The 26,091-nt window shown below is 28.5% G+C and carries 25 protein-coding genes; 9 read left to right on the top strand and 16 right to left on the bottom strand.

From position 1 onward, the window contains the following. The coding region (locus I6E15_RS10295; RefSeq protein WP_419180943.1) for an IS110 family transposase at positions 1-123 on the bottom strand (123 nt) is incomplete at its 3' end. Positions 124-395: 272 nt separating this feature from the next. Here I6E15_RS10295 and I6E15_RS01870 point away from each other — a divergent pair. Further along, the gene (locus tag I6E15_RS01870; RefSeq protein WP_235243721.1) at positions 396-1,472 is read left to right on the top strand and encodes an iron-containing alcohol dehydrogenase family protein; all 1,077 of its coding nucleotides are present in this window, start codon (positions 396-398) and stop codon (positions 1,470-1,472) included. Positions 1,473-1,627: 155 nt separating this feature from the next. Continuing rightward, positions 1,628-2,875, top strand: a complete 1,248-nt coding sequence (locus tag I6E15_RS01865) for a pyridoxal phosphate-dependent aminotransferase (protein WP_235243719.1) — start codon at positions 1,628-1,630, stop codon at positions 2,873-2,875. 147 nt (positions 2,876-3,022) lie between these two features. Here the strand turns inward: I6E15_RS01865 and rpsR are convergent, their stop codons facing one another. The 13 genes from rpsR to gmhB all read right to left on the bottom strand — a co-directional run bounded on the left by rpsR (position 3,023) and on the right by gmhB (position 15,299). Then, entirely contained in the window at positions 3,023-3,241 is a 219-nt protein-coding gene (gene rpsR / locus I6E15_RS01860; protein ID WP_027128452.1) for a 30S ribosomal protein S18, read from the bottom strand. 56 nt (positions 3,242-3,297) lie between these two features. Beyond that, positions 3,298-3,582, bottom strand: a complete 285-nt coding sequence (gene rpsF, locus I6E15_RS01855) for a 30S ribosomal protein S6 (protein WP_177162111.1) — start codon at positions 3,580-3,582, stop codon at positions 3,298-3,300. 100 nt (positions 3,583-3,682) lie between these two features. Continuing rightward, entirely contained in the window at positions 3,683-4,762 is a 1,080-nt protein-coding gene (gene ftsZ, locus I6E15_RS01850; protein WP_235243717.1) for a cell division protein FtsZ, read from the bottom strand. A 22-nt stretch (positions 4,763-4,784) separates the two neighbouring features. After that, complete coding sequence (gene ftsA, locus I6E15_RS01845) at positions 4,785-6,068, bottom strand: cell division protein FtsA (protein WP_235243715.1); 1,284 nt, start codon at positions 6,066-6,068, stop codon at positions 4,785-4,787. Beyond that, complete coding sequence (locus I6E15_RS01840) at positions 6,049-6,747, bottom strand: cell division protein FtsQ/DivIB (RefSeq protein ID WP_177162114.1); 699 nt, start codon at positions 6,745-6,747, stop codon at positions 6,049-6,051. Before I6E15_RS01840 ends, ftsA begins: the two co-directional genes overlap by 20 nt. A gap of 17 nt (positions 6,748-6,764) precedes the next feature. Further along, a complete protein-coding gene (locus I6E15_RS01835) occupies positions 6,765-7,634 on the bottom strand; it encodes a D-alanine--D-alanine ligase (RefSeq protein WP_177162115.1) in 870 nt (289 codons plus the stop codon). A gap of 13 nt (positions 7,635-7,647) precedes the next feature. Continuing rightward, positions 7,648-8,508 carry a UDP-N-acetylmuramate dehydrogenase gene (gene murB / locus I6E15_RS01830; protein WP_320614685.1) on the bottom strand — a complete coding sequence of 287 codons (861 nt, stop codon included), beginning with the start codon at positions 8,506-8,508 and terminating at the stop codon, positions 7,648-7,650. Further along, positions 8,505-9,833, bottom strand: coding sequence for a UDP-N-acetylmuramate--L-alanine ligase (murC, locus tag I6E15_RS01825; protein WP_235243711.1), 1,329 nt, complete (start codon positions 9,831-9,833; stop codon positions 8,505-8,507). The genes murB and murC overlap by 4 nt, the downstream gene beginning before the upstream one ends. Beyond that, positions 9,833-10,903 (bottom strand): undecaprenyldiphospho-muramoylpentapeptide beta-N-acetylglucosaminyltransferase, encoded by a 1,071-nt coding sequence (gene murG, locus I6E15_RS01820; protein ID WP_235243709.1) that lies wholly within the window; start codon positions 10,901-10,903, stop codon positions 9,833-9,835. The genes murC and murG overlap by 1 nt, the downstream gene beginning before the upstream one ends. After that, positions 10,900-12,228 carry a UDP-N-acetylmuramoyl-L-alanine--D-glutamate ligase gene (gene murD, locus I6E15_RS01815; RefSeq protein ID WP_235243707.1) on the bottom strand — a complete coding sequence of 443 codons (1,329 nt, stop codon included), beginning with the start codon at positions 12,226-12,228 and terminating at the stop codon, positions 10,900-10,902. Before murD ends, murG begins: the two co-directional genes overlap by 4 nt. Before the next feature lie 33 nt (positions 12,229-12,261). After that, complete coding sequence (gene mraY, locus I6E15_RS01810; protein WP_177162120.1) at positions 12,262-13,350, bottom strand: phospho-N-acetylmuramoyl-pentapeptide-transferase; 1,089 nt, start codon at positions 13,348-13,350, stop codon at positions 12,262-12,264. A gap of 11 nt (positions 13,351-13,361) precedes the next feature. Then, complete coding sequence (locus tag I6E15_RS01805) at positions 13,362-14,636, bottom strand: UDP-N-acetylmuramoyl-tripeptide--D-alanyl-D-alanine ligase (protein WP_235243705.1); 1,275 nt, start codon at positions 14,634-14,636, stop codon at positions 13,362-13,364. Positions 14,637-14,738: 102 nt separating this feature from the next. After that, complete coding sequence (gene gmhB / locus I6E15_RS01800) at positions 14,739-15,299, bottom strand: D-glycero-beta-D-manno-heptose 1,7-bisphosphate 7-phosphatase (RefSeq protein ID WP_235243703.1); 561 nt, start codon at positions 15,297-15,299, stop codon at positions 14,739-14,741. Positions 15,300-15,519: 220 nt separating this feature from the next. Between gmhB and I6E15_RS01795 the strand changes: the two genes are divergently transcribed. The 7 genes from I6E15_RS01795 (at position 15,520) to I6E15_RS01765 (ending at position 23,573) form a co-directional block, all read left to right on the top strand. Beyond that, positions 15,520-16,002, top strand: a complete 483-nt coding sequence (locus I6E15_RS01795) for an SGNH/GDSL hydrolase family protein (protein ID WP_235243701.1) — start codon at positions 15,520-15,522, stop codon at positions 16,000-16,002. A gap of 11 nt (positions 16,003-16,013) precedes the next feature. Then, positions 16,014-16,835 carry a putative RNA methyltransferase gene (locus tag I6E15_RS01790; RefSeq protein WP_235243699.1) on the top strand — a complete coding sequence of 274 codons (822 nt, stop codon included), beginning with the start codon at positions 16,014-16,016 and terminating at the stop codon, positions 16,833-16,835. A 27-nt stretch (positions 16,836-16,862) separates the two neighbouring features. After that, positions 16,863-18,188, top strand: a complete 1,326-nt coding sequence (locus I6E15_RS01785; protein WP_235243697.1) for a YjiH family protein — start codon at positions 16,863-16,865, stop codon at positions 18,186-18,188. 514 nt (positions 18,189-18,702) lie between these two features. Further along, a complete protein-coding gene (glsA, locus tag I6E15_RS01780; protein ID WP_235243695.1) occupies positions 18,703-19,617 on the top strand; it encodes a glutaminase A in 915 nt (304 codons plus the stop codon). 34 nt (positions 19,618-19,651) lie between these two features. Further along, a complete protein-coding gene (locus I6E15_RS01775) occupies positions 19,652-21,073 on the top strand; it encodes an alanine/glycine:cation symporter family protein (RefSeq protein ID WP_235243693.1) in 1,422 nt (473 codons plus the stop codon). A 155-nt stretch (positions 21,074-21,228) separates the two neighbouring features. Beyond that, a complete protein-coding gene (locus I6E15_RS01770) occupies positions 21,229-22,620 on the top strand; it encodes an alanine/glycine:cation symporter family protein (protein WP_235243691.1) in 1,392 nt (463 codons plus the stop codon). 128 nt (positions 22,621-22,748) lie between these two features. Next, a complete protein-coding gene (locus I6E15_RS01765) occupies positions 22,749-23,573 on the top strand; it encodes an EFR1 family ferrodoxin (RefSeq protein WP_235243689.1) in 825 nt (274 codons plus the stop codon). 54 nt (positions 23,574-23,627) lie between these two features. On the opposite strand, the gene I6E15_RS01760 is transcribed toward I6E15_RS01765, so the two are convergent. Together I6E15_RS01760 and ispH are read right to left on the bottom strand one after the other, a co-directional pair. Beyond that, positions 23,628-25,223, bottom strand: a complete 1,596-nt coding sequence (locus tag I6E15_RS01760) for a S1 RNA-binding domain-containing protein (RefSeq protein ID WP_235243687.1) — start codon at positions 25,221-25,223, stop codon at positions 23,628-23,630. After that, positions 25,204-26,091, bottom strand: coding sequence for a 4-hydroxy-3-methylbut-2-enyl diphosphate reductase (gene ispH, locus I6E15_RS01755; protein ID WP_235243686.1), 888 nt, complete (start codon positions 26,089-26,091; stop codon positions 25,204-25,206). The genes I6E15_RS01760 and ispH overlap by 20 nt, the downstream gene beginning before the upstream one ends.

Raw genomic sequence — 26,091 nt, 5'->3', positions numbered from 1 at the left:
AAGCTGATTAAAACCTTCCATGTTATTAGCAATAGTAAATGATTTGAATAATACTTCTCCTTCAGAAGTCATAATATAACAATCATGCTTATCTTTTGCGACATCAATTCCAACTAAAATCATACAAGCCTCCTTGAATAAAAAATATTTGATACTGTTTTTAGACCACGGTAACTCCTTAAGATTGTAACCTCGTTCTAAATAAACCATCATGTGGTATCTAACTAATTAACAAATGAGTAAAGAGCCTGTGGTTAGAGCCTTAAATAAACCATTAAAGTGGTAGGAGAAAAAAACTAATCCACAGTATCTAATAACAGTATATTACATAAAAATTAAAATAGCTTAATAATTAAAAAATTATTATATAAATATTATACGAGGAGAGAAATAAAATGAGAAAGACTACATATTTACCAAGTTATACTGTTGGAGAAGATGCTTATAAAGAGGTTGTAAATATTTGTAAAGGATATGGAAAAAAGGTTGTTTTCGTAGGGGGAAAAACAGCATTAGAAAAAGCTAGCTATCTTGTAAGAGAGGAATTAAAAGGAAGCGACTTAGAAGTATTAGACGAGTTATGGTATGGAGGAGAAGCAAGCTATGAAAATGCAAAAATGTTAGAGCAAGAAAAATCAGTTCAAGAGGCTGATATGGTATTTGCTTTTGGTGGTGGAAAAGTTTGTGATACTTGTAAAATTTTAACTGAAAATTTAAAGAAACCACTTTTTACATTTCCTACTATATCTGCCACTTGTGCAAGTATCACTAAAGTTGCAGCAGTTTATTATCCAAATGGAGTTTTTAAAGAGGTATTTTTTAGATCTGCCCCAGCTGAACATACTTTTATAAATACTAAAATAATAGCAGAGGCACCAGAAAAATATCTTTGGGCAGGAATAGGAGATACTTTAGCTAAAGGTTATGAACCAGAATTTTCTTCTCGTGGAAAAGAACTTGATTATTCAGATGATTTAGGAGTAACAATGTCAAGTTTATGTAAAGAAAGTTTAGTAAAATATGGTCAAAAAGCTTTAGAAGATTGTAGAAAAAATCTACCATCAAAAGAATTAGAAAGAGCAGTTTTAGCAATAATTGTTACAACTGGTATAGTATCAAATTGTTTAGAGATGTGTTATAACAGTGGAGTAGCTCATGCAGTTTGTTATGGATTTTCTACAGTAAAAGAGGTAGAAGAAAATCATCTTCATGGAGAATTAGTTTCTTATGGAGTATTAGTGTTACTTGCAATGGATAAAAAATATGATGAAGTAAAAAAATTACTACCTTTATACAGAAGTATAGACTTACCAACTAGCTATAGAAAATTTGGATTAGAATTAAATCAAATGGACGGAGTTTTTGATAAAGCATCTTCTGTAAAAGATATAGAAGTTTCAGCTTACGAAGTTACAAGAGAGATGATTTATAAGGCTGTAGTAGATTTAGAAGAATATGTAGCAAAAAATTAACCAAAGAATGGTATATAATAGTAAAGTTGATTAAAAAAATATATTTTTTATTGACTTTGCTATTTTTTTTGTGATATACTTACTAGTAATTTGAAGTATACATAAGTATACACGAGTATAAATAATAATTTTTTATATAGATTAGGAGGGTAATTATGATTGCTCAGAGATTAGTAGGAAAAGAAGTAGGAAAAGGAGCTTTTGGTTTAGCTAGAGAAGTAAAGGCTCAAGAGAAAGAACACGGAAAAGATTCTGTTATAAACTCAACACTAGGAACTTTTTTTGGAGAAGATGAAAAGTTAGGTGTTTTAGAAACAGTTAATAAAACTTATAGGGAATTACAATCACCAGATATTTTTGGATATGCAGCTGGTGTAAGTGGTTCAGCTGAATATAAAAAAGCTGTTAAAAAAAGTGTTTTTGGGGAATTTTGTGATTATATAACAGAAAATTCTTTTGTAGATGTTGCAGCTACTCCAGGAGGAACAGGAGCAATTTATAGTGCTTTCAAAGCATATGGTAACGATGGAAATACAGTTTTATTACCAGAATATATGTGGGATGCTTATGTACATATTACAGGAGCTAATAGTCTTAATAATGTTACTTATAAATTATTTGATGGAGATAAATTTAACGTAGCAGATTTTTCAAAAAAATTATTAGAAGTAGTAAAAAGAGACGGAAGGGTTTTAGCAGTAATAAATGACCCTTGTCAAAATCCAACAGGATATTGTTTATCATATGAAGAATGGGAAGAAGTTGTAAAAGTATTAAGAGAAGCTTCAGAATATGGAGATGTTATATTAATTAACGATATAGCTTATATAGATTATGATTTTAGAGGAAGAGAAAAATCAAGAGAATTTATGAAATTATTCATAGGTTTACCAGAAAATATAGTAGTAACTTTTGCTTATAGTATGTCAAAATCTTTTACAAGTTATGGACTAAGAACAGGAGCAATAGTTGCATTATCATCTAGCAAAAAAGTTATAGATGAATTTACGATTGTAGCAGAATATCTATGTCGTTCTTCTTGGTCAAATGTTTCAAGAGGAGGAATGGCACTTTTATCAAAAGCTTATGAAGACACTCAAATAATAGATAATATAAATAAAGAAAGAGATGAATGGGTAGAGCTTTTAAAAGAAAGAGCAAGAATATTTACAGAAGAAGCTAAAAAAGTTGGATTGGAAATTTGTCCATTTAGAGGTGGATTCTTTATAACAGTACCATTAGAAAAAAATAAAAATGAGATAGTAGAAGATTTAAAAACAAAGAAAACTTTTGTTTTACCAATTAAAAAAGGTTTAAGGGTAGCAATTTGTAGTATCTCTTGTAAAAAACTTGAAATTTTACCAAAATTAATAAAAGAATCAATAGATAAATTTAACGACTAATAAAAATTAAATATAAAAACAGTAAGGATTGATTTCTAATTATGGAAGTCAATCCTTTTAATTTAGAAAAAATAAAATTTTTTAAATTTAGTTTTATTATTAAAAGAAATAAAAAAAGCAGGCAAAAACCTGCTATTTTTATTGAAATTATTTTTCGATTCTTGTATAAGGAATTAAAGCGATGTTTCTAGCTCTTTTTATAGCTTTAGCTATTTTTCTTTGTAACTTAGCGTTAGCTCCTGTTACTCTAGATGGATTTATTCTTCCTTTATCAGAAACAAATCTTTTTAAAAGATCAACGTTTTTGTAATCGATTTCTTCAGCTTTAACTCTTAATTTAGCTCTTCTTCTTCTGAATTCAGCCATTTTAAATACCTCCTTTTTGAAATAAACTTTTTACTTTTTAATAGAATATAATTGAATTAGTCTTTTTTAACGATGATATATCTCATTACTTCTTCAGTAATGTTAAGTCTTCTTTCAACTTCTACTAAGTTAGTACCGTCCATTTCTAAAGTAACTAGCACATAAAATCCTGTTTTCTTTTTGTCGATAGGATAAGCTAATTTTCTTTCTCCCCATTTTTCAGTTTTAGCAACAGTTGCCCCAGCGTTAGTTAAGATTTCGTTAACTTTAGCCATAACAGCATCTCTACCTTCTTCTAAAACAGTTGGGTTGATGATGTACATAATTTCGTAAGCTTTCATTTGTTTACCTCCTCCCTATGGTTTTAGCCCAAAAAAATAAATTAATTGAGCAGGGCCTTTATTATAATATCATATTTTACTAATAATTTCAAGTATTTTTTTAATATCTTCCACTTCTTATCCAAGGTGGTAGATCTATATCAGCTTCTTTTGGTTTTTCAGTTTGAGAAGCTGTAGGAGTAGTACTTGTAGCAACTCTTTGTTGAGATTGTACATTTATAAATGCTTCAGTTCTTTCAACTTCGTCAACAAAGTTGTTAGCTATAATAGTAACTTCAATTCTATCTTCTAACTCATCATTGATATTAACTCCAAACATTACGTCGTCAGCATCTTTACCAGCAGCATCTTTAACGATATTTGCAATAGATTGTGCTTCCATTAATGTTAAATCTGAAGAACCAGCTATATTAAGAAGTATTTTACTTGCTCCAGAAATAGATTTTTCTAATAATGGAGATTTTAAAGCTTTTTCAGTTGCTTTTAAAGCTCTGTTTTCTCCGTCACCATCACCAAATCCAAGAACAGCTACACCAGAATTTTGCATAGTTGTTTTGATATCAGCAAAGTCAAGGTTTATTAATCCATTACCGATTATTAAATCAGCAACTCCTTTGATACCTATTTTTAAGATGTTGTTAGCTTCTTTGAAAGCGTTTTGTAATGTTATTGTTTTATCAGGTAATTCAAATAATTTGTCATTAGGGATAACAACTAATGAGTCAACATATTGTTTTAACTCAGCAATTCCTTTTTCAGCGTTGTTTCTTCTTTTTCCACCTTCAAATCCGAAAGGTTTTGTAACTATTCCAACAGTTAAGATACCAAGTTCTTTAGCAACTTTTGCAATAACAGGAGAAGAACCAGTTCCAGTACCTCCACCCATTCCAGCAGTTATAAATAACATATCTGTGTCTTCTAAAAGTTGTTTTAATTTATCTATATCTTCTTCAGCTGATTGTCTTCCTATTTCAGGATTAGCTCCAGCTCCAAGTCCTCTTGTTAATTTTTCTCCAAGTTGTATTCTTACATCAGCCAAAGATTTGCTTAAATCTTGAGCGTCAGTATTAGCAGCAATAAACTCAACTCCTGATACTCCAGTAGTTATCATATCATTTATCGCATTTCCTCCAGCACCACCGGCACCTAAAACTTTTATTTTTACAATGTTGTCTGACATTTAATTTAACCTCCCTAATGTTTTATATAAAATTAGAAAACCATTTTTTCCAAAAACTTTCTTTTTTCTCATCTTTTTTTTCTTCAGTATTTTCTTCTTTATTTGTAACTTGTGTTTTTTCTTCTTGAGTTTCAGCAGAAATTCTTGCTTGAGCAAGAGCTATCTCAGCTTGAGCTTTTTGTTGTTTTTTAATTTCCAAATATTCTTTTTCCATTACTTCTAAAAGGATACCTATACAAACAGCCATTTCAGGTTTAGGTTCAATATTTCCCATAAGTCTTAGAGGAGAAACTCTAGTAACAGGGTATCCTATTTTTATATTGATCCATTCATACATAGAGTCCATTTGAGCAACTCCACCTGTTAAGAAGATACCTTTTTCTAAATATCCTTGGAATCCAGATTCATCTATTGTGCTTCTTATGAAGTTTATAAAATCTCCAGAACGAGCATTTATAGCATCACAGACAGCTTTTACATCTAGATTTTTATTTGGTAAAATATATTTGTCATTTTCTATAGTAGCAGTTCCGTCTATAATACTTTGAGCTTCCTCAGGAGTTAAGTTGTAAATATATCCAAGGTCACTTATATAATGGTTACCACCAAGTGGTAAAGACTTAGTATAAATAAGTTTATTATTTTTGTAGATAATAATATCAGTAGTTCCACCACCTATATCAATAAGGGCAACTCCACTTTTTTTATCTTCTTCTTTTAAAGTTGCACGGGCAGCTGCATAAGCATTTAGAGTGATACATTCTATTTCAAGTCCAGCTCTATGAACTACTTCTATAAGTCCATTTAAATCTTCTTTTTTTATGAAAATTAAATGAACATCGGCTTGGAAAAATCTTCCAACCATACCGATTGGATTTTTTGTAGGATTTCCATTATTTACTTTTGCATTATAAAATTCACTTTCTAAAAGTTCTTCATCAGAATTTATTAATTCTTGTTTTCCTATTTCAAAAAGTTTTTCAATTTCTTCTTTAGTTATAATTTTTTCTCCACCAAAATCAATTTTGATATTTTTAGTTCTAGAGAAAATATTTGTTCCTCCATATCCAAGAGAAACTTTATCAACAGTTAAATGAGTTTCATCTTGAACAAGTTTTATAGCTTTTTTTATACATTCACTTAAAGCTATTGGATTTTCAATAATATTTTTACGCATACCCTGAGTTTCGACTTCAACATAGCTTAAAACTTTAAGTTTTTCACCATTTTCATCTAGCTCTCCAGCTAAAAGTTTGATGTTTTTGTTTCCAACATCTAGCACAAACTTATTTATACTGTTTTCCATCTTTATCCTCCAAATATTTAACTATATAATCTTCAAATCTAAGATCTATATAGTCTATTTTTTTTTCTTTAGATAATCCAAAGCATAAATTTTTACCAATACGGTATTTTTCTAAAGGAACTGTGTGGTTAGTTTTTAAGGTAGAACCATTGATTAATACTACATCTACACAGTGTTCATCAACTTTATAAATTTGTGATATATTTCCTTTAAGAATATTCTCAATATTCTTTATTATACCTAATAATGGTAAAATTTCAAAGTTATTTTTTACTAAAATAAAAGGAAGACTAGAAATTTTTTCATCACCAATTTCCCCATAGATTACATTATTTTTGTCAATTAAGAATATTTTATTGTTGTATTGTAAATAATACTTAGGTTTTCTTTTTTTTATATTAATATTTAGTTTGTTTGAGTCCACAACACTTACATTGACTTCATCTATTCTTATATCTTTTTTTATAAGTTCTTTTATCTCTTTTAGATTTATATTTGATAAAGATTTTCCTATAAATTTATCTTTAAAGAAAAAGAAATCTTTTGAAATATCTTCATTAACCCCAGTGATTTCAACTGATTTTATTTTATAGTCATCTCTTAAAAAAAAGTTTTTATTTGTTGTTATAAGTCCAAAAGATAATAAAACAAAAATTCCTAAACGAATAAGTAATCCCAAAAACCTCACCTATCCTTTTATTTGAATTTTTCAACCATCTTTCTAGTTAAGTCATCAAAAGTATACCCTTTTAAAGTTGCAACTTTTGGAACAAGACTAGTTTCAGTCATACCAGGACAACTATTTACTTCTAAGAAAAATACCTCTTCTCCTCTTAAGATAAAATCACTTCTTGAAATTCCAGACATACCAAGTTTTTCGTGAATAAGAGCAGCATTTTTCATAGCAAGTTCGTATGCTTTCTCACTTATTTTTGCTGGAAACTCATATTCAGTCATACCTTTAGTATATTTTGAAGTATAGTCATAAAGTCCATTTTTAGGTTTTATTCTTATAACTCCTAAAGGTTCTCCTTCAAGAACTCCAACAGTAAGTTCATCTCCTTGGATAAAATCTTCGATAGTTATCTCTTTATTACCAGATTTTAGAATTGCGTCATTAAGTTCTTCTAAGTTATGACAGATATAAAGTCCAACGCTAGAACCTTCAACAGATGGTTTAACTACTATAGGATAAGTTTTTATATCTTTTATTTGTTCTTTTGTATAGCTTTTTGGAGTAAGAACTCCGATACTTTCAGCTATATATTTAGTTAAGTTTTTATCCATAGATACTGCACTAGCTGTCATACTAGAACCAGTATATTTTTTTCCTAATACATCAAGTAAACCTTGGATTCTTCCGTCTTCTCCGTATATTCCGTGAAGAGCTAAGTATGCAAGGTCATAATCATTTTCTACAAAGGCAGATAAAAGATTATCTTTTGTAAGATCAACACCATAAGCGTCATATCCTTGTCTTTGTAGACTCTCTAAAATAGCTTTTCCAGTTTTTAAAGATATCTCTCTTTCAGAGGAAATTCCTCCCATAAATACAGCTATTTTCAATTTATTTCCCCCTTTATTTTACAATAATAATCTCTCTTTCAAGATTTATATTATATTTTTCTTTTATAGTTTCTTGTACTTTTTTGATAGTGTTTATTACATCGTCAAAAGTAGCAGTTCCATCATTTACAATAAAGTTTGAATGTTTAAGAGAAACTTGAGCTCCACCGATTTTTAAACCTTGAAGACCAGCTTCACTTATAAGTTTTGCAGAAAAATTTCCCTCAGGATTTTTAAAAGTACTTCCAAGATTTGGCATATCAAGTGGCTGAGATTTTATTCTTTTTTCTCTAAGAGTATTCACAATCTCTTTATTAAAACCTTTTTTGAAAATAAAATTAGCACTTAAAATAATCCAAGGTTTGTCTTTTATTTCAGTATATCTATATCCAAACTTCAGATCTTTTTTATCAATAAATCTGATATTTCCAAGTCCGTCTAATATTTCAACACTCTCTATACAATCAAAAATCTCTCTTCCGTGAGCTCCACCATTCATATAGATAAGTCCTCCCACAGTTCCAGGAATACCAGATAACTCTTCTATTCCAGAGAGATCATTTTTGGCTAGAAAACTCATTAAAACTCCAAAATCAAGACCAGCTTCGACATTTATTTTATTTTCTCCAATAATTGAAATATTTTTTAATTTTTTTAGTGAAATAAAATCAATATCTAAGTATTGGTCGCTTAAAAGCGTATTAGTTCCATTACCTATTATAAAATAATTTTTTAATTTTTTCAATAGAGGAAATAACTCTTCTTTTGATTCAATTTCAATAAAACTTCTTGCCACTCCACCTATTCTTATACTAGAGTGTTTTTTCATAATGTGGTTTTCAGATATAATCATTTTTGTCCTTTCAAGTTTTATTTGATTTTATCAACAAAGTGATGAGCAAAAGATGAAATACTTCCAGCTCCCATAAATATATATACTCTTGGTTCGTGTCTATTAAGAATGTCTGCCTCTAACTCCTCGTCAGAAGAAACAAGTTTAGAATTTCTATGATTTATTTTTTTCAATAAATCTTCAATAGTTATTCCAAATTCATCTTTTTCTCCAGCACTAAACACAGGCATAAGAATTAATTCGTCAGCATTATCAAATGCTCCCTCAAATTGTTCTAATAAAAATTTCACTCTACTAAATCTATGAGGTTGGAAAATAACTGTTATTTTTTTATTTTCTATACTTCTAGCTCCTTGTAAAGTAGCTTTTATCTCTGTTGGGTGATGTCCGTAGTCATCAATAACTTTTATATCTTCCCTATCTAACAAAATGTCATATCTTCTTTTTGCTCCAGTAAAATTTAAAAGAGATTCTTTTATACTATCTTTAGAAACTCCAAATTCAAGAGCTAAATAAATAACAGGAAGAGCGTTATACACATTATGTTGTCCTGGGATAGAAAGAATAAATTGTCCTTCAAATTTTCCATTTATATAAAAATCAAAATAAGTTTTTTTATTTTCTACTTTTATATTATCAGCATAAAGAAAAGCATTTTTATTTATCAAACTATATGTTTTTACTTTTGGATTTTTTAAAATAACATCACAGTTAGGACAGTCTTCACATACAAGAGCCTCACCAGATGTTTGAGCTATAAAAGTTTCAAAAGATTTTTTTATATTAGCAAGGCAACCGTGTTTTTCAAGATGGTCTTCCTCTATATTAGTAACAACAGAATATTTTGGTTCCATAAAAAGGAAAGAGTTATCGCTTTCATCAGCCTCAGCAATAAAATATTCACTTTTTCCACATCTAGCGTTAGAACCAATAGCAGGAACAATTCCTCCTACAACTACAGTTGGATCTTTTTCTAATAAGACAGTAGAAAGCATAGAACTAGTTGTTGTTTTTCCGTGAGTACCAGCCACAGCTATTCCAGTTTTTTTATTTAAAAGATTAGCAAGAAGTTCTCCTCTTTTTATTATAGTAGTTCCAATCTCTTTGGCTTTTCTATATTCAGGATTGTCTTCTCCAATAGCTGTTGATACAACTAAAGTATCCACATCATTTATATTTTTACTTTCGTGTTTAGAAAAAATATTTATCCCTTGATTTTGCATTTTTTCAGAAAGATAACTTTTTGATAAATCAGAACCAGAAACATTATAATTTAAAGTTTTCATCACTTGAGCTAGTCCACTCATTCCAATTCCATTTATTCCTACAAAAAATATATTTTTCATTAATTGTTCCTCCAAATTTCCATAGTATCTACAATAGATTTTGTAGCATTAGATGTTTTTAAAGTTTTTATGCTGTGAGCCATTCTATTTAAAGCATTTGTATTGTCTAATAGATCTAAAGCCACCTCAATTGATTCTTGAGTTTCATTATTATTATAAACTAAAGCTCCCTTATGTTCTTTTAAAATAAGAGCATTTTCATATTGACCAACTTTTATAGAGTTGTATGGAATTAAAATAGAAGGCTTTTCTAATTGAATAATTTCAGAGATAGTTAAAGCTCCAGCTCTACAAATAACAAGGTCAGCAGCAGCCATAATATTGATAAGATTATCAAAATATGGTTTAACTACGTTATTAATATTTTTTATTTCTAAATTTTTTAAAATATCATCATAATTTTTTGTTCCAGTAGCCCAATAAATTCTAAGATTTTTTCTAGTTTCTAAAACGTCCCAATATTTTGAAACAGCATCATTGATACTTTTTGCTCCAAGACTTCCACCAGTTATTACTAGGATTTTTTCATCAGGAGAAACTTTTAATTTTTCTCTTTCTTCAGTTTTGTTAATATGATAAATCTCATCTCTTAGAGGATTTCCAGTTACTTTAAATTTATCTTGATATTTTATAGGAATATCTTCATAGGTAGAATTAAAAGCTAAAAAAGTTTTTTTAGCAAATCTATAAAATAGTCTATTTGTCATTCCAAGATTAGCATTTTGTTCTTGAAGATAGATGTTTTTTCTTTTGATGATACCAGCTAAAATCATAGGAAAAGAGATATAGTTTCCAAAACCTATGATGTCAGTAGGATTTTCTTTATCTATAATTTTCATACATTTAAAAACTAAGGAGATTATAGAAAAAATATTTTTAATAGATTTTCCCGGGTGAATATCAATCCCAATAAAAGGGATATTTTCTTTAGGAACTAAATCTTTTTCCATACGAGAAGAGCTTCCAACAAAAAGAACTTCATTTCCTCTAGCTATAAACTCTTTTGCAACAGCTAGTGCTGGATAAATATGTCCTCCAGTTCCTCCAGTAGTTATTATTACTTTACTCACAGTCTTTCTCCTCCATCAAAAATTTCCATAGTTAAAGCTTTAAAAACTTCTCCTCTATGTTCAAAAGATTTGAATTGGTCATAGCTTGAAGTTGACGGAGAAAGTAAGATAACTTCCTTATCATCAGTAGTTAATTTGTTTCTTAAATCTTTAAGAACATTTTCTAAAGTTTCAAGATTATGGATTTTTTCTTGTGGGTATCCACCTTTTAATAAAGATTCTTCCATTCTGTTAGCCATTTTTCCTATTAAGTAAACAGCTTTTACATTTTTTTTGATAGTTTCAACGATTCCTTCAAGAGGAAGTCCTTTATCTTTTCCACCGCAGATTAAAATAGAATTTTTATAAGCTTCTATCGCAAAAGTAGTAGAGTCAAGGTTAGTTCCTTTTGAGTCATTGATAAATATATTTTCTCCCCATTTATAGAAAAGTTCCATTCTGTGTTCTAGAGATTTTGTATTATAAAGACAATTTTGAATAACTTCGTTAGAAACACCTAAATTTTTACCAACAGTAATTATAAATAAAGCATTTTCTAAGTTATGCTTTCCTTTTAGAGAAAGTTTTGAAGTTTCAAGAACTTTTTCCCCATTATAGATTACCCAACCATCTTTATCAAAACAGATAGCCTCATCTTTTCTTTTATCAACAGTAACACCTATTGTTTTACAATGAACATTTTTTTCTAATCTTTTTAGAGTTTCGTCATCGTTTAAGTTGTAGATAAATATATCTTCATCTTTTTGATTTTTACAAATATTAAATTTAGCGTCGTAGTATTCATCAACCACAGCATATCTATCAAGATGATCTGGAGAAAGATTTACAATAAGAGAGATATTAGGTCTGAAATCTTTTATCCCTTCTAATTGGAAAGAGCTTAACTCTAAAACAGCAAACTCTAAATCTTTATTTTCAAGTATTAATTCAGCCAAAGAGTTTCCAATATTACCAGCGTGCATAGCTTTGTAACCAGCTTTTTGTAAAAGCTCAGTAGTTTTTGATGTTGTAGTTGTTTTTCCATTACTTCCAGTTATTGCAACTATTTTTGTAGGAAGATTTTTTTCTTTTATGTATCTATATCCTAATTCTATCTCATCAATAACATCTATATTTTTTTCACAAGCTTTTTTTACTAAAGAATTATCAAAAGGGATTCCTGGACTTTTGATAAATAGATCTATTTCATCTAACATTTCTAAAGCATCAGCAGAAGAAACTCCAGTTTTATCATCAACTAAAACTACTTGAACTCCCTCAGATTCTAAAAGTTTTTTTGCTCCTTTTCCACTGACACCATTACCAAAAACTATGGCTTTTTTCATAAATATATACCTCCAAATAAATATAATAAAGTTTTATAAAATTCCTCTTAATCTAATGATACTTAAAGCAAGTCCTCCACAAAGAAGTGCCATAATCCAAAGTCTAAATGTTACTTTTGATTCTGGAATTCCCATCAATTCAAAGTGATGATGTATTGGAGCCATTCTAAAAATTCTTTTCTTTCTTAGTTTATAAGAACCAACTTGTAAAATAACAGAAACAGCCTCCATAACGAAAACTCCACCGATGATAGGAATTAAAAGTTCTTGTTTTAATATTACTCCTATTACTCCGATGATACCACCTAAAGTAAGAGAACCTGTATCTCCCATAAATATTTGTGCTGGATAGCAGTTATACCAAAGGAACGCAAGACCAGAACCAATGATAGTAGATAAAAATACTGCAATTTCTCCAGATCCAATAATATAAAATAACTTTAAGTGAGAACTCATTTCAATGTGACCACTAAAGTAAGCAATACCGGTAAGAATTGAGCAACTAATAATAACAGGCATAGTTGCAAGTCCGTCAAGTCCATCAGTTATATTAACAGCATTAGAAGTACCATTAATAACAAAAATAATAAATATTAACATAAAGAAACTACCTATATAAAAGTAAGAATTAGAAATTAATGGATTGATAATAGAAAAATCTAATATTTTACTTCCAGTTATTCCAAACTCTTTTATAAAGACCCAAACTATCACAGAAATAAGAGTTTGACATAAAAGTTTCTTTTTACCAGAAAGTCCATCTTTATTTACTGTAAATTTTTTATAATCATCAATAAATCCTAAAGCACTAAATAAAAATGTTGTGATTATAAGAAGTAAAACAAATTTATTTGATAAATCACAAACAATCAGAGCAGAAACCAAAGCTCCAAAAATCATAAGAACACCACCCATTGTTGGAGTTCCTTTTTTAGAATAGTGAGATGCTGGACCACATTCTCTGATCTCTTCCCCAAGTTTTTTCTTTCTTAAAAATTTAATAAATGGGTTACCTACAATAAGTACAATTAAAAAAGATAAAACAAATCCAAATGAAATTCTTAAGTATATAGATCTCAAAAAATCTAAATTTTCATATAATTTTCCTAAAATATATAACATTTTTTCTCCTATTAAATAATTTCCCAAAGGTGATTAAAGTTAGAACCTTTTAATAAAATAACATTATCCTTATAAGATGTAGAGATTAATTTTTTTATCTCATCTTTTGTGTCACAATAAATTAATCTTTCGTCATTAAAGCTTTTCATAGCCTCTTTCATACGGATTCCCATTAAGATGAAAGTATCAATTTTTGTTTTTAAAGCATACTCTAATACTTCTTGATGAAATCTTATCTCATCGCTTCCCATCTCTCCCATATCAGCAAGTATAGCTAATTTTTTCTTAGAAAAATCGATATTGTCAAAAGTTTCAAGAGAGGCTTTCATAGAAACAGGACTTGCGTTATAAGCATCATTTATATAAAGAGTGCCATTTTTTTCTATTTTTTGAAATCTCATAGGAGTTACATTTACCAAGTCAAGACCTCTTTGAATTTCAGAAGGAGTAAGTCCTAATGAAAGTCCGATAGCCACTCCCATAGAGGCATTGATACAGTTATGTTTACCATTTAATTTGAAAGAATAATTTTGATTATTTAATATAAAATCCACTCCGTTTTGAGTTTCTTTATAATTTTTTATGATAAAATCATTTTCTAAATTAAATCCTACTTTATTTCCTTTAAGATTTTTTAGATAAATATCATCACCAAAAAGGAATAATTTATCAGAATCTATATAATTTTTTATTTGACTTTTCTCAGCAAAGACATTGTCTCTATTTATCATAAATTCTAAATGAGAATCTCCAATATTTGTGATGACTCCATAATCAATTCCAGCAATATCACAAAGAATAGGAATCTCTCCTTTGTTACTCATCCCCATTTCTATAACTCCAAATTCGTCATCTTCTTGTAGATTAAGAATAGTAAGTGGAAGTCCAATGTGATTGTTATGATTTCCTAAAGTTTTTTTAGTTTGGTATTTAGAAGAGAGAACTCCGTGAATAATATCTTTTGTAGTAGTTTTTCCCTCGCTACCAGTTATACCAACTATTTTGATTTTTAATTTTTTTCTATAATTTTTAGCTAAAAGTTGCATAGCTTTTACAGTATCTTCTACAACTAAAATTTTTTTATTTCCTGACCATTTTGGGTCATCACATATAACAAAAGAGGCTTTTTTCTCAAGAACTTCAGCAATATAATTTCTTCCATTATTTATTGCGAAAAAAAGATCCCCTTCTTTAATATTTCTACTATCAATTTCAACTTTTGAAATATCATCTACTTCAAAAGAGTTATTAAATGTTTCATTCAAAGCTTCAACTAATTTTTTCATAAATTTATATATTCTCCTGACAATTTTTATATAAAATTTATACAACTATTCTATATTTTATCACTTTTAGTTAATATTTTACAACTAAAATAGAAATATTTTTTATTTATTTTTTAGAAAAATAGCAAAATCATAAAGTGATTTGAAAACAAGGACATTTTCAGATAAATCTTTAGGAATTTCTTCTTTTCCATTGTTTAAAAATATAGATGTAACACCAGCTTTTAATCCTGCATCAACATCTGATTTTTTATCTCCTACCATATATGAAAGAGAAGTATCTATATTAAATTCTTCAATTCCTTTTAAGAGCATTCCGGGATTAGGTTTTCTACACTCACAATCTGTTTTATATTTTCCAACTCCTTTAGTAGGGTGATGTGGACAATAATAAAATTTTGATATTTCAATTCCTTTTTCTTGTAAAATTTTTGAAAGATCTTGATGAAGAATTTCAACATCTTCTTCACTATAATATCCACGAGCTATTCCAGATTGATTTGTGACAACAATAAGAATATATCCTAAATCATATAATATTTTTAAAGCTTCATCTGCTTTTGATTCAAATTGAAAATCTTCTATTTTATATAGATAGTCTTTATCCACATTGATTGTTCCATCTCTATCTAAAAAAATAGCTTTTTTCCTTTCATTTAACAAATAAATCATCTCCCAATAAAATATAATATAAACCAATTTTTATTTTATCACAAAAATTTTTATTATACTATAATAAAAAAACTTTAAGCAAAATTTTAACATGTCAATATGGATTTTTTGTGTCAAAAAAATTTAAAAAATAAAAAAAAGAATTAAAAAAATTAAACAATTATGCTACAATATAATGATGAGAAAATTTCTGGTTTCATAAGGAGAAAAAGTGGATAAAAAAATTGTTTTTTTAGGAGATAGTATCACAGCTTGGAATGATTATTCTGGAGTTGAAAACTATGGTGTTCCAGGATATTTTTCTAGAGATGTTTTATGGTTACTTGAAGATAATGAAAAAATAAAAGGTGATGTGGCTGTTTTAATGATAGGAGTCAATGATATTTTAAGTGATGTTTCTTCAGAAAAAATTTTTCAAAACATTTCAAAAATTTTAGACATATTAAATAAAAGATTTGAAAGAACGATAGTGATTTCTGTTCTACCAACTATGTATATAGATAAGAATAAAAAAATAAAAAATTTAAATTTTTTCTTGAGAGAACAGCTATTTACTGATAAACTTATGATAGATAATTTGTTTTTAAATAATATGGGAGTTATAGATAATAAATATAGTTCAGATGGAGTTCACTTAAGTCCCATAGGTTATCAACTGTTAAATAAAAAAATAAAAGAAGTTTTAGAAGATTAAGAGAGGAAAAAATGAAGATTTGTCCAAAATGTAAGGAAAAATTAGAAAAAATTGAAAAAAATTATGTGTGTAAAAATGGACATACTTATGATATAGCAAAATCAGGATATGTAAATCTTTTATTAGATAATCAAAAACACAGCAAAAATCCCGGTGATGATAAAGATATGGTTATCAGTAGGAAAAGATTTTTGGAAAAAGATTATTACAAAGGAATATCTGATAAAGTTAATGAGGTAATTTTTAATAAATATCAAGGTGGAAAAATTAATATTTTAGATATTGGTTGTGGTGAAGGATACTATACTCACAATATTAAAAGTTTTTTAGATGAAAAAAATATAGAGAATGAAATTATAGGGATAGATATATCAAAAGAAGCTATAATAAGTGCTTCTAAAAAAGATAAAAATATAGATTGGGTTGTGGCTAGTGCCTCTAACTTACCAATTGAAGATAATTCTCTTGATTTTATAATTTGTATGTTTGCTAAAATTATTCCAGAGGAAAAAATGAGGACCTTAAAAAAAGGTGGATATCTGATTATTGTTTCTACTGGGGAAAATCATCTTGAGGAGATGAAGAAAGTAGTATATAAAGAAGTAAGAAAAGATTTTTATTCTCCAATTGAGGATTTAAAAATATTTGATTATGTAGAAACAATAAATTGTACTTATAAAACTACTATAAATGAAAATGAAAGTATAAGGAGTATGTTTAATATGACTCCGTATAGGTGGAGAAGTCCAAGAGAGGGAATAGAAAAATTATTTGCTTTGGATAAACTTCCAATAACTGTAGATGTAAATTTAGATGTATTTAAAAAACCTTAGGTAAAAAAATTAAAAATAGGAGGAAAAATGGCGGTTTTTAAATTTTTATTTTACTCAATTTTAGGAGTAATAGCTTTTTTGGCACCGATTACAATAGGTGGAGAATCTTCAATTTTGATGGGACATATTAAATCTATAATTATAGATGGTTATATTGAACAAATTAGAGTGTTAGTAATAATAGCTTCTGTAACAACAGTTGTAGGAACTATAATAGGTTTTATAAAAAAAGATTTTAAAAACAAATATTTAAAAGAATTTTTTATATGTGGTCCAATTAATGGAGCAGCAAGAATATTAGGTGGAATATTTTTCTTAATGGTTCACTACGGAATAGGACCAGCTATAATTTTAGATCCAAATACAGGTGGAATGATGGCAAATGATTTGCTTCCATCACTAATGGTAACTTTTTGTGTTGGGGTTATGTTGATGCCACTTCTTACAGCTTTCGGACTTGTTGAATTTATTGGAGTTTTGATAGCTCCTTTTATGAGAAAAGTTTTTAAAGTACCAGGGTATGCAGCTATTGACGCAATCGCTTCATTTTTAGGAGATGGAACAATAGGGATAGTTGTTACTGATGAACAATATCAAAAAGGTTATTATACTCAAAGAGAAGCAGTAATAATAGCTACATCATTTTCAATAGTTGGAATATCTTTTGCGGCAGTTGTATCAGATTTATTAAAATTATCAGATAGATTTATAATATTTTATGCAACAATCGCTTTTTCAACAGTGATAGCAGGAATAATAATAGCAAGACTTCCATTAAAAAAATTCAAAAATGAATATTATATGGGGAAAAATTTTGCAGGAGAAGAGGGAAGTACATCTTTTATTGTTGCAATAAAAAAAGCTACAGAAGTAGCAAATAAAGCGAAAGAAATAGAAATTTTACTTGATTCAATAAAAAAAGTTGGAATTTTATATATAACTTTTATACCAGTTATTATGTTTATGGGAACTCTTGGACTTGTAATAGCAGAGCATACAAATATTTTTAATATTATAGCAATGCCACTAGTTCCAATTTTAAAACTTTTTGGTTTCTCTAAAGAGATAGCTACAGTAATGGCACCGGCTATGATAGTTGGATTCTCAGATATGTATCTTCCATCATTATTAATAGAGGGTGTTCCAAGTGAAATGGCAAGATTTTTAATAGGAACTCTATCTTTTGCACAACTTATTTTCTTAAGTGAAACAGGAATGATATTAGTTGCGTCAAAAATAGGATTTAATTTCTGGGATACTTTAAAATTCTTTGTTCTAAGAACTATAATAACTTTCCCAGTAATATTTATAATAGTTAGAATACTATATAGTATGGGAATACTAGCAAATTAATGAAATAAAAAATAAATAAAATTGTTAAGGAGCTTATTGGCTCCTTTTTTTGTATTAAAATGTACTGAAATAATAATTAAATGATTAGAATTTACTTTTTGGCTCATAAGTTTCCATAAAATGATTATTTTATAAAATTTTATAAAAAAATAAAAAAAATATTTAGATAGTTAAAATGAATTATGCTATAATTAACCTCATAAATTTATAATGATATATTTAATTAATTTAAAATATATTAAAAATATAAAAAAATTCCAAAAATAAAATATTTAAAAAATATATTTTTTAAATTAATTTTATATATTAAAATTTTAGTTAAAAAACTTATGAAAAAATAAATAGATTCTACCCGCCAATGTAATATAAAAAATATATAGCAAACATTTTAAATTTATATTGACAGAATAAAATTAAAGTTGTATATTGTTTAAGAGGAATGTTGTTGTTTTATAAAACAAAAAATTATATTTTTTGAATAAAACATATTGAAAAGTATCGCGGAGGAAGAAAAATGGAAGATTTATTAAAAAATCTAGTAAAAAATAATCAAGCAAAATCAAAACTAGGAGAAGTTGCTAATTATATACCGGAACTAGATAAAGCTAAAAAAGATGCTCTAGGAATTTGTATATATGATATAAATGGAAATGAATATTGTGCAGGAGATTGTGAAGAAAAATTTACTATTCAAAGTATATCAAAAATAATCACATTGATGTTGGCTATACTTGATAACGGTGAAGAGTATGTTTTTAGTAAAGTTGGAATGGAACCAACAGGAGATCCGTTTAACTCTATAAAAAAATTGGAAACTTCTAGTAGAAAAAGACCATACAATCCAATGATAAATGCTGGAGCTATAGCAGTAAGCTCAATGATAAAAGGAAAAGATGCAAGAGAAAAATTCCAAAGATTATTGGATTTTGTTAGAAAAATTTCTGAAGATGATACACTAGATGTAAACTATAAAATTTATTGTGGAGAATCAGAAACAGGAAATAGAAACAGAGCTATGGGATACTTCTTAAAAAGTCAAAATATCATAGAAGGAAATGTAGAAGATGCACTAGATGTGTATTTTAAACAATGTTCAATAGAAGCCACAGCTAAAAACTTAGCAAGAATTGGACTTTTCTTAGCAAGAGGTGGAAAAACTAGTACAGGAGAACAGGTTATCAACCCAAGAATAGCAACAATAGTAAAAACTTTAATGGTTACTTGTGGAATGTATGATAGTTCAGGAGAATTTGCAGTAAGAGTTGGAATTCCTTCAAAGAGTGGAGTAGGAGGAGGAATAGTATCTGTTGTTCCAGGAAAAATGGGAATAGGAGTTTTTGGACCATCATTAGGTAAAAGAGGAAACTCTGTTGCAGGGGTAGCTGTATTAGAAGAACTATCAAAAGAACTTAGTTTAACAATTTTTTAAAAAAAGATAAATAAAAAAATTAAAGGAGGTAGCTATGAACTTTTTACTTTCAATAGCTGGAACAATTAACGATTATTTATGGTCTTATATTTTAATGGGACTTTTAATCGCACTAGGATTATTTTTTACATTTAGATCAGGTTTTGCTCAAGCAAGATTATTAGGAGATATGGTTGGTTTAATAACTGGTAGACTATCTACTCTTAAAGATGGAGAAAAAAAAGTTACAGGACAAGTTACAGGATTTCAGGCATTTTGTATTTCAGTAGCATCTCACGTTGGTACAGGAAACTTAGCGGGAATAGCTATAGCTATTTCTATTGGAGGACCTGGAGCAGTATTCTGGATGTGGCTAATCGCACTTTTAGGTGGAGCAACAAGTTTGGTAGAAAATACTTTAGCACAAGTTTATAAAGTAAAAAATGACGATGGAACTTTTAGAGGAGGACCTTCATATTATATGGAAAAAGCTCTTGGAATGAAAGGTTTAGGAGCAATATTCTCTGTTATAGTTATAGTAACTTTCGCCATTATATTTAACACTGTTCAAGCAAATACAATAACTTCAGCTCTTCAAGGATCTTTTGGATTAAATCTTTATATAGGTGGAGGAATTGTTACATTATTAACTGCAGTTGTAATATTTGGAGGAACTGAAAGAATAGCAAATGTTTCTGGAGTTATAGTTCCAGTAATGGCTGTGGCTTATATTATAGTTGCAATTGTTGTTTTACTTTTAAATATAACTGAATTACCTAGATTATTTATGAGTATAGTAGAAAATGCTTTTGGAATTCAACAAGCAGTTGGTGGAGGAATTGGAGCAGTAGTACTTCAAGGGGTAAAAAGAGGATTATATTCAAACGAAGCTGGTATGGGATCTGCACCAAATGCTGCTGCTATATCTAATGTTTCTCACCCTGTTAAGCAAGGTTTATTACAAGCTTTTGGTGTATTCGTTGACACAATATTAGTTTGTAGTGCAACAGCTTTCATCGTTTTATTATATCCAGATTATCAAGCAGCTTATGCTCAAGGATTTGAAGGAATACAATTAACTCAAATGGCACTAGCACATTCTGTTGGAAATTGGGGAATTCACTTTGTAACTTTCTGTATTTTCCTATTTGCTTTCTCTTCTGTAATAGGAAACTACTACTATGGAGAAACTAACTTAGGTTATATTTCTAAAAATAAAACAAGCTTATTTATATTTAGATTATTTGTTCTAGTTGCTGTTTATATTGGTTCAGTAGCAAAACTTGGTACTGTATGGAATATGGCAGATTTATTTATGGGTATTATGGCTTTAATTAATATTGTTGTTATAGCTATTCTTTCTCCTATCGCCGTAGCAACTATTAAAGACTATATGAAACAAAGAAGAGAAGGAAAAAATCCTGTATTTAAAGCTAAATCTATTCCAGGTTTAAAAAATACGGAATGTTGGGACTAATTTAATAATTAGTTAATTAGAATAAAATCTAAGAACTACTAGAGTTAGATTGTTATAGAAAAAATACTAACTTTGGTAGTTCTTTTTTATTAAAAAATTGTATTATTTATACAGATATAGTATAATATTACAAAACATAAAATATAGGGGGGAGTATGGAACAAATATCTCAACTTATAGGAACGGTAAATAATTTGCTGTATTCTTATATATTAATCGCTTTACTTTTAGTTTTAGGAACTTATTTTTCAGTAAAAACAGAATTTATTCAAGTAAGAATGCTTGGAGAAATGTTTAGAATTTTAGGTGGAAAATCTTCAGGTAGCTCAAAAGGAATCTCTTCCTTTCAAGCTTTTTGTATATCAATAGCTTCTTGTGTAGGGACAGGAAATCTTGCAGGAGTAGCAATAGCTATAGTAATTGGAGGACCTGGAGCAGTATTTTGGATGTGGCTTATAGCTTTAATTGGAATGTGTTCAAGTTTAGTGGAATGTACGTTAGCTCAAATCTATAAAATAAAAGATGGAGATCACTTTAGAGGTGGACCAGCTTATTATATGGAAAGAGCTTTAGGAAAAAAATGGATGGGAGTAGTTTTCTCTATTCTTATGTCTGTAACATATGGACTTGTATTTAACTCAGTACAGGCAAATACAATGGCATCAGCTTTTAATAAAGCTTTTGGAATAAATCAACTTTATGTTGGAATAGTTTTAGCAGTTGTTACAGCAATAATTATATTTGGTGGAATTAAAAGAATAGCTCATGTTGCGGAAGTTTTAGTTCCAGTAATGGCAGTAGCTTATATTTTTGTAGCAGTATTCATTATTGTAAAAAATATTGCTATGATTCCTTCTCTTTTATCTTTAATTTTCTCTAGTGCATTTGGATTGAAACCAGTGGCAGGAGGATTATTTGGAACAGTTATAATGCAAGGAATTAAAAGAGGATTATTTTCAAATGAAGCTGGTATGGGAAGTGCTCCAAATGCAGCTGCAACATCTGATGTTTCTCACCCTGTAAAACAAGGTCTTGTTCAAGCTTTTGGAGTATTTACAGATACGATAATTATTTGCTCTTGTACAGCTTTTATAATATTAATTTCAGGAAATTATACAACTGGAAATGCTAATGGAATTCAATTAACTCAAGATGCAATCGTTTCTCAAGTTGGATCTTGGGGAGCAGTATTTATAGCTGCTTGTATATTATTCTTTGCTTTTTCATCAGTAATTGGAAACTATTATTATGGAGAAACAAATATAGAATTTATAAAAGTTAATAAAATATGGCTGACAATTTACAGAGTTTTGGTAGTTGCAATGGTACTTTGTGGTTGTATAGCAGATCTTCCATTTGTTTGGAACTTAGCGGATCTATTTATGGGTCTAATGGCAACAATGAACTTATTAACAATTGCAGTTCTTGCTAAATTTGCTTTTGCAGCTATCAAAGATTATGAAAAACAAAGAAAAATTGGAAAAGAACCAATATTCAAAGCTAGTAACATTCCAGGATTAAAAAACACAGAATGTTGGGACGATTAATTATTAAAAATTATAACTAAAGAGGATAGGAATTTCTTATCCTCTTTTAATTTTTATCTAAAAAATTGTATTATTTTTTAATATATAGTATAATATACTAAACAAAAAAATTATCTTTAGGAGGATATATGATAAAAAAAGTTTGGGGAATGTATTTCACAGGAACAGGAACAACAGAAAAAGTTGTAACACATATAGGTAAAAAAATTGCTGAAAAATTAGGAGTGGAATATGAAGATTATGATTTCACTTTACCAAAAGTAAGAAAAGTAGAAAAAAGTTTTACTGAAGAAGATTTAGTAGTTTTTGGGACACCAGTTATAGCAGGAAGAGTACCGAACTTACTTTTAAAATACTTAGATACATTAAAAGGAAATGGAGCTTTAGCTGTACCAGTAGTTTTATATGGAAATAGAAACTTTGATGACGCTTTAATAGAGCTTAGAAATATTTTAAAAGATAAAGGAATGAAACCAATTGCAGGGGGAGCTTTTATAGGAGAACACTCATTCTCAAAAATATTAGGAGCTGGAAGACCAGATACTAAAGACATGGAAATTGCCTCTACTTTTGCAGAAAATATTTTTGAAAAAGTAACAGGAAAAGATTTTGATCCAGAAAAATTGATCGAAGTAAAAGGAGAAACTCCAATTCGTTTCTACTATCAACCTAGAGATTCTAAAGGAAATTCAATAGATATCAGAAAAGTTAAACCAAAAACAAATATGGATCTTTGCAATAAATGTGGACTTTGTGCATCAATTTGTCCTCTAGGTTCAATAAATACTGAAGATCCAAGTGATGTTTTTGGAATTTGTATGAAATGTTGTGCTTGTGTAAAAAGATGTCCAAATGGTGCTAAATATTATGATGATGAAAATTATTTATATCACCAACATGAACTTGAAGCACAATACGCATCAACTAGAAGAGAACCTGAATTATTCTTATAATAATTATAAAAAAATGGAACCTCACAAGGTTCCATTTTAAATTTCTATTTTTTATTATTCACCAGCAGTTCCGTATTTTTCTAGTAACTCTCTAGTTTCATTTCTTTCAGCATCTAATTCATAAGCTTTAACAGATATTTTAATTCTTTGTTTTTCTCTGTCGATTTCGATTATTTTACCTTTTACAACATCTCCAACTTTGAATTTAGCTTTAATATCTTTTATAAATTCTTTAGAAAGTAGTTGTGTAGGGATAAATCCATCAACACCATTTTCAAGATTTACAAATACTCCAAAGTCTTGGATATTTTTTATAGGTTTTTCAACTATATCTCCAACTTTAAATTCTTTTAAAGCTTTTTCCCAAGGACTTTCTTCTAATAATTTGATACTTCCTTTTATTCTTCTTTCTTCAGTATCTAATTCGATAACTTGGAATTCTACTTCTTGACCTTTTTCAAATTTTTTGCTTCCTATCCAACAGAAATCAGCTTGGTGGATAAATACATCTATTCCATCTTCAATTTCAACGAAGATTCCATAAGGTTTAACTTCAGCTATTTTTCCAGAAAGTTTGTTTCCAACTGCATATTTAGTTTCAGCATCTTCCCAAGGATCAACAGAAAGTTGTTTAACACCTAATTTTAATTTTCTTGATTCAGGTTTTAATTCAAGAATTTTAACTTTTACAACATCTCCAACTTTTAAGAATTCAGAAACAGAAAGTTTTTTCTTATTCCAAGTTAAATCAGAAATGTGAACAAGTCCTTCAACTCCATCAAGAATTTCTACAAGAGCTCCATATTGTAAAAGTTTAGTAACTTTTCCATCAACAACATCATCAACTTTGAAAGTTTCAGCTGCAACGTCCCAAGGATTTCTTGTAAGAGATTTTATAGAAAGTTTTATGTTTTTCTTATTTTCTTCTAATTCGATAACTTTTACTTTTATAGTGTCTCCAACATTGTATCCTTCGATTTTTTCAGATTTTTTCCAAGAAAGTTCAGAAATATGAATAAATCCTCTTAATTTTCCAATAGCTACAACGATACCAAATGGAAGTATTTCAGTAACAACTCCTTCAGTAACATCTCCTATATTAATTTTTTTGAATTCTTCGTCTTTTTCAGCAAGTATGATATCTTTTCTTGATACAGTAACTTTTTTTCCTTTTTTATCTTCTTTAATTTCTTTTACTAAGAAATTAAAAGTTTTTCCAACTATTTCGTTAGCATCTTTAGCTTCAGAAAGAGATTTTGGTAAGAAAGTTTGGTGAGAGAAAACTTCGACAATATATCCACCTTTTATTTCTTTTAAAACTTTTCCAGTAACTTTTTCTTTTTCGTTGAAAGCTTTTTTAAGGTGTTCCCAACCAGCTTCCATTTCGATTCTTCTTCTAGAACCGATAAGGTATTCTCCTTCTGGTGTTTCTCCTACTAGCATAACTTCTACTTCGTCACCAACGTTATAATTTTCTAACTCTTCAGTTCTAACTCTAACAGGTGTTCCTTCTCCAGGTACATCTAAAAGGCAGAAATTTCTGTCTTTACTTTCAAGAGTTCCAACTACTTTTTTACCATTTCCTCCTTCTGAAGGAAGGTAGTTTTCAAGTAGAGTTTCAAATTCGTTGCTATAATCCATGTTTGTCATCAAAGTTCCCCCTTATAAATTTTTCTATCTCAATTATTATTTTTTCTGGTGTTGATGCTCCTGCTGTTATTCCAACAGAGGAGATATTTTTTAACCAATCTATATTAAGTTGGTCTACTTCTTCTATAAGATAACTTTTTTCATTTATCTCTTTAGAAATTTCATAAAGTTTTTTACTATTTGAGCTTTTTTTATCTCCAACTATAATAATAGCTTCACATTCTTTAGCTAATTTTTCAACAGCTCTTTGTCTTTCATAAGTAGCTCCACAGATTTTACTAAAAATCTCAATATTATTATAGTTTTCTAATATATAATCTTTTATTTTAAAGAAAACTTCTTTGTTAAAAGTTGTTTGAGTAAGTAGAGTATAATTTACATTACTATCTACTTTAAAGTTTAAAAACTCCTCAAAAGAGGCAACAACTTCAAAATTATTTCCAAAAGAAAGAATTCCTTTTACTTCAGGGTGATTTTTATCACCTACGAAAATTATTTTATTACCTTTATTCTCAGCCTCTATCAAAGTATTTCTTATTCTTTTTACAAAGATACAAGTGGCATCAAAAACTTCACAACCACTTTCATCTAAGATTTTATATATCTCTTTAGTAGTTCCATGAGCTCTTATTATAACAAGATCATTTTCTCCTAAATGGATTTTATGAGATAAAAGATCTTCTTCTTTTAAGACTTCAAATCCTTTATCTTCCATATCTTTTATAACTACTTTATTATGAACTAACATTCCTAAGATATACATCTTTTTTTTAGAGATATTATTTTTTTTAATAACCTCTTCACAAAGGTCAACAGCACCTGAGACTCCAAAACAAAATCCCATTTTTTCAGCTCTTTTAATAATCAT

This window comes from Fusobacterium perfoetens (assembly GCF_021531475.1).
Classification (GTDB): Bacteria; Fusobacteriota; Fusobacteriia; order Fusobacteriales; family Fusobacteriaceae; genus Fusobacterium_B.
The sequence above is the reverse complement of the archived record's forward strand: the minus strand, read 5'-3'. Positions and strand labels throughout refer to the sequence as shown.

What these genes read in the sequence shown, in the direction of transcription:
- I6E15_RS01870 (WP_235243721.1), top strand. Translation starts at nt 396, where the DNA reads ATGAGAAAGACTACATATTTACCAAGTTATACTGTTGGAGAAGATGCT.
- I6E15_RS01865 (WP_235243719.1), top strand. Translation starts at nt 1,628, where the DNA reads ATGATTGCTCAGAGATTAGTAGGAAAAGAAGTAGGAAAAGGAGCTTTT.
- rpsR (WP_027128452.1), bottom strand. Translation starts at nt 3,241, where the DNA reads ATGGCTGAATTCAGAAGAAGAAGAGCTAAATTAAGAGTTAAAGCTGAA.
- rpsF (WP_177162111.1), bottom strand. Translation starts at nt 3,582, where the DNA reads ATGAAAGCTTACGAAATTATGTACATCATCAACCCAACTGTTTTAGAA.
- ftsZ (WP_235243717.1), bottom strand. Translation starts at nt 4,762, where the DNA reads ATGTCAGACAACATTGTAAAAATAAAAGTTTTAGGTGCCGGTGGTGCT.
- ftsA (WP_235243715.1), bottom strand. Translation starts at nt 6,068, where the DNA reads ATGGAAAACAGTATAAATAAGTTTGTGCTAGATGTTGGAAACAAAAAC.
- murC (WP_235243711.1), bottom strand. Translation starts at nt 9,833, where the DNA reads ATGAAAAATATATTTTTTGTAGGAATAAATGGAATTGGAATGAGTGGA.
- murD (WP_235243707.1), bottom strand. Translation starts at nt 12,228, where the DNA reads ATGAAAAAAGCCATAGTTTTTGGTAATGGTGTCAGTGGAAAAGGAGCA.
- mraY (WP_177162120.1), bottom strand. Translation starts at nt 13,350, where the DNA reads ATGTTATATATTTTAGGAAAATTATATGAAAATTTAGATTTTTTGAGA.
- I6E15_RS01805 (WP_235243705.1), bottom strand. Translation starts at nt 14,636, where the DNA reads ATGAAAAAATTAGTTGAAGCTTTGAATGAAACATTTAATAACTCTTTT.
- I6E15_RS01790 (WP_235243699.1), top strand. Translation starts at nt 16,014, where the DNA reads ATGAAGATTTGTCCAAAATGTAAGGAAAAATTAGAAAAAATTGAAAAA.
- I6E15_RS01785 (WP_235243697.1), top strand. Translation starts at nt 16,863, where the DNA reads ATGGCGGTTTTTAAATTTTTATTTTACTCAATTTTAGGAGTAATAGCT.
- glsA (WP_235243695.1), top strand. Translation starts at nt 18,703, where the DNA reads ATGGAAGATTTATTAAAAAATCTAGTAAAAAATAATCAAGCAAAATCA.
- I6E15_RS01775 (WP_235243693.1), top strand. Translation starts at nt 19,652, where the DNA reads ATGAACTTTTTACTTTCAATAGCTGGAACAATTAACGATTATTTATGG.
- I6E15_RS01770 (WP_235243691.1), top strand. Translation starts at nt 21,229, where the DNA reads ATGGAACAAATATCTCAACTTATAGGAACGGTAAATAATTTGCTGTAT.
- I6E15_RS01765 (WP_235243689.1), top strand. Translation starts at nt 22,749, where the DNA reads ATGATAAAAAAAGTTTGGGGAATGTATTTCACAGGAACAGGAACAACA.
- I6E15_RS01760 (WP_235243687.1), bottom strand. Translation starts at nt 25,223, where the DNA reads ATGACAAACATGGATTATAGCAACGAATTTGAAACTCTACTTGAAAAC.
- ispH (WP_235243686.1), bottom strand. Translation starts at nt 26,091, where the DNA reads ATGATTATTAAAAGAGCTGAAAAAATGGGATTTTGTTTTGGAGTCTCA.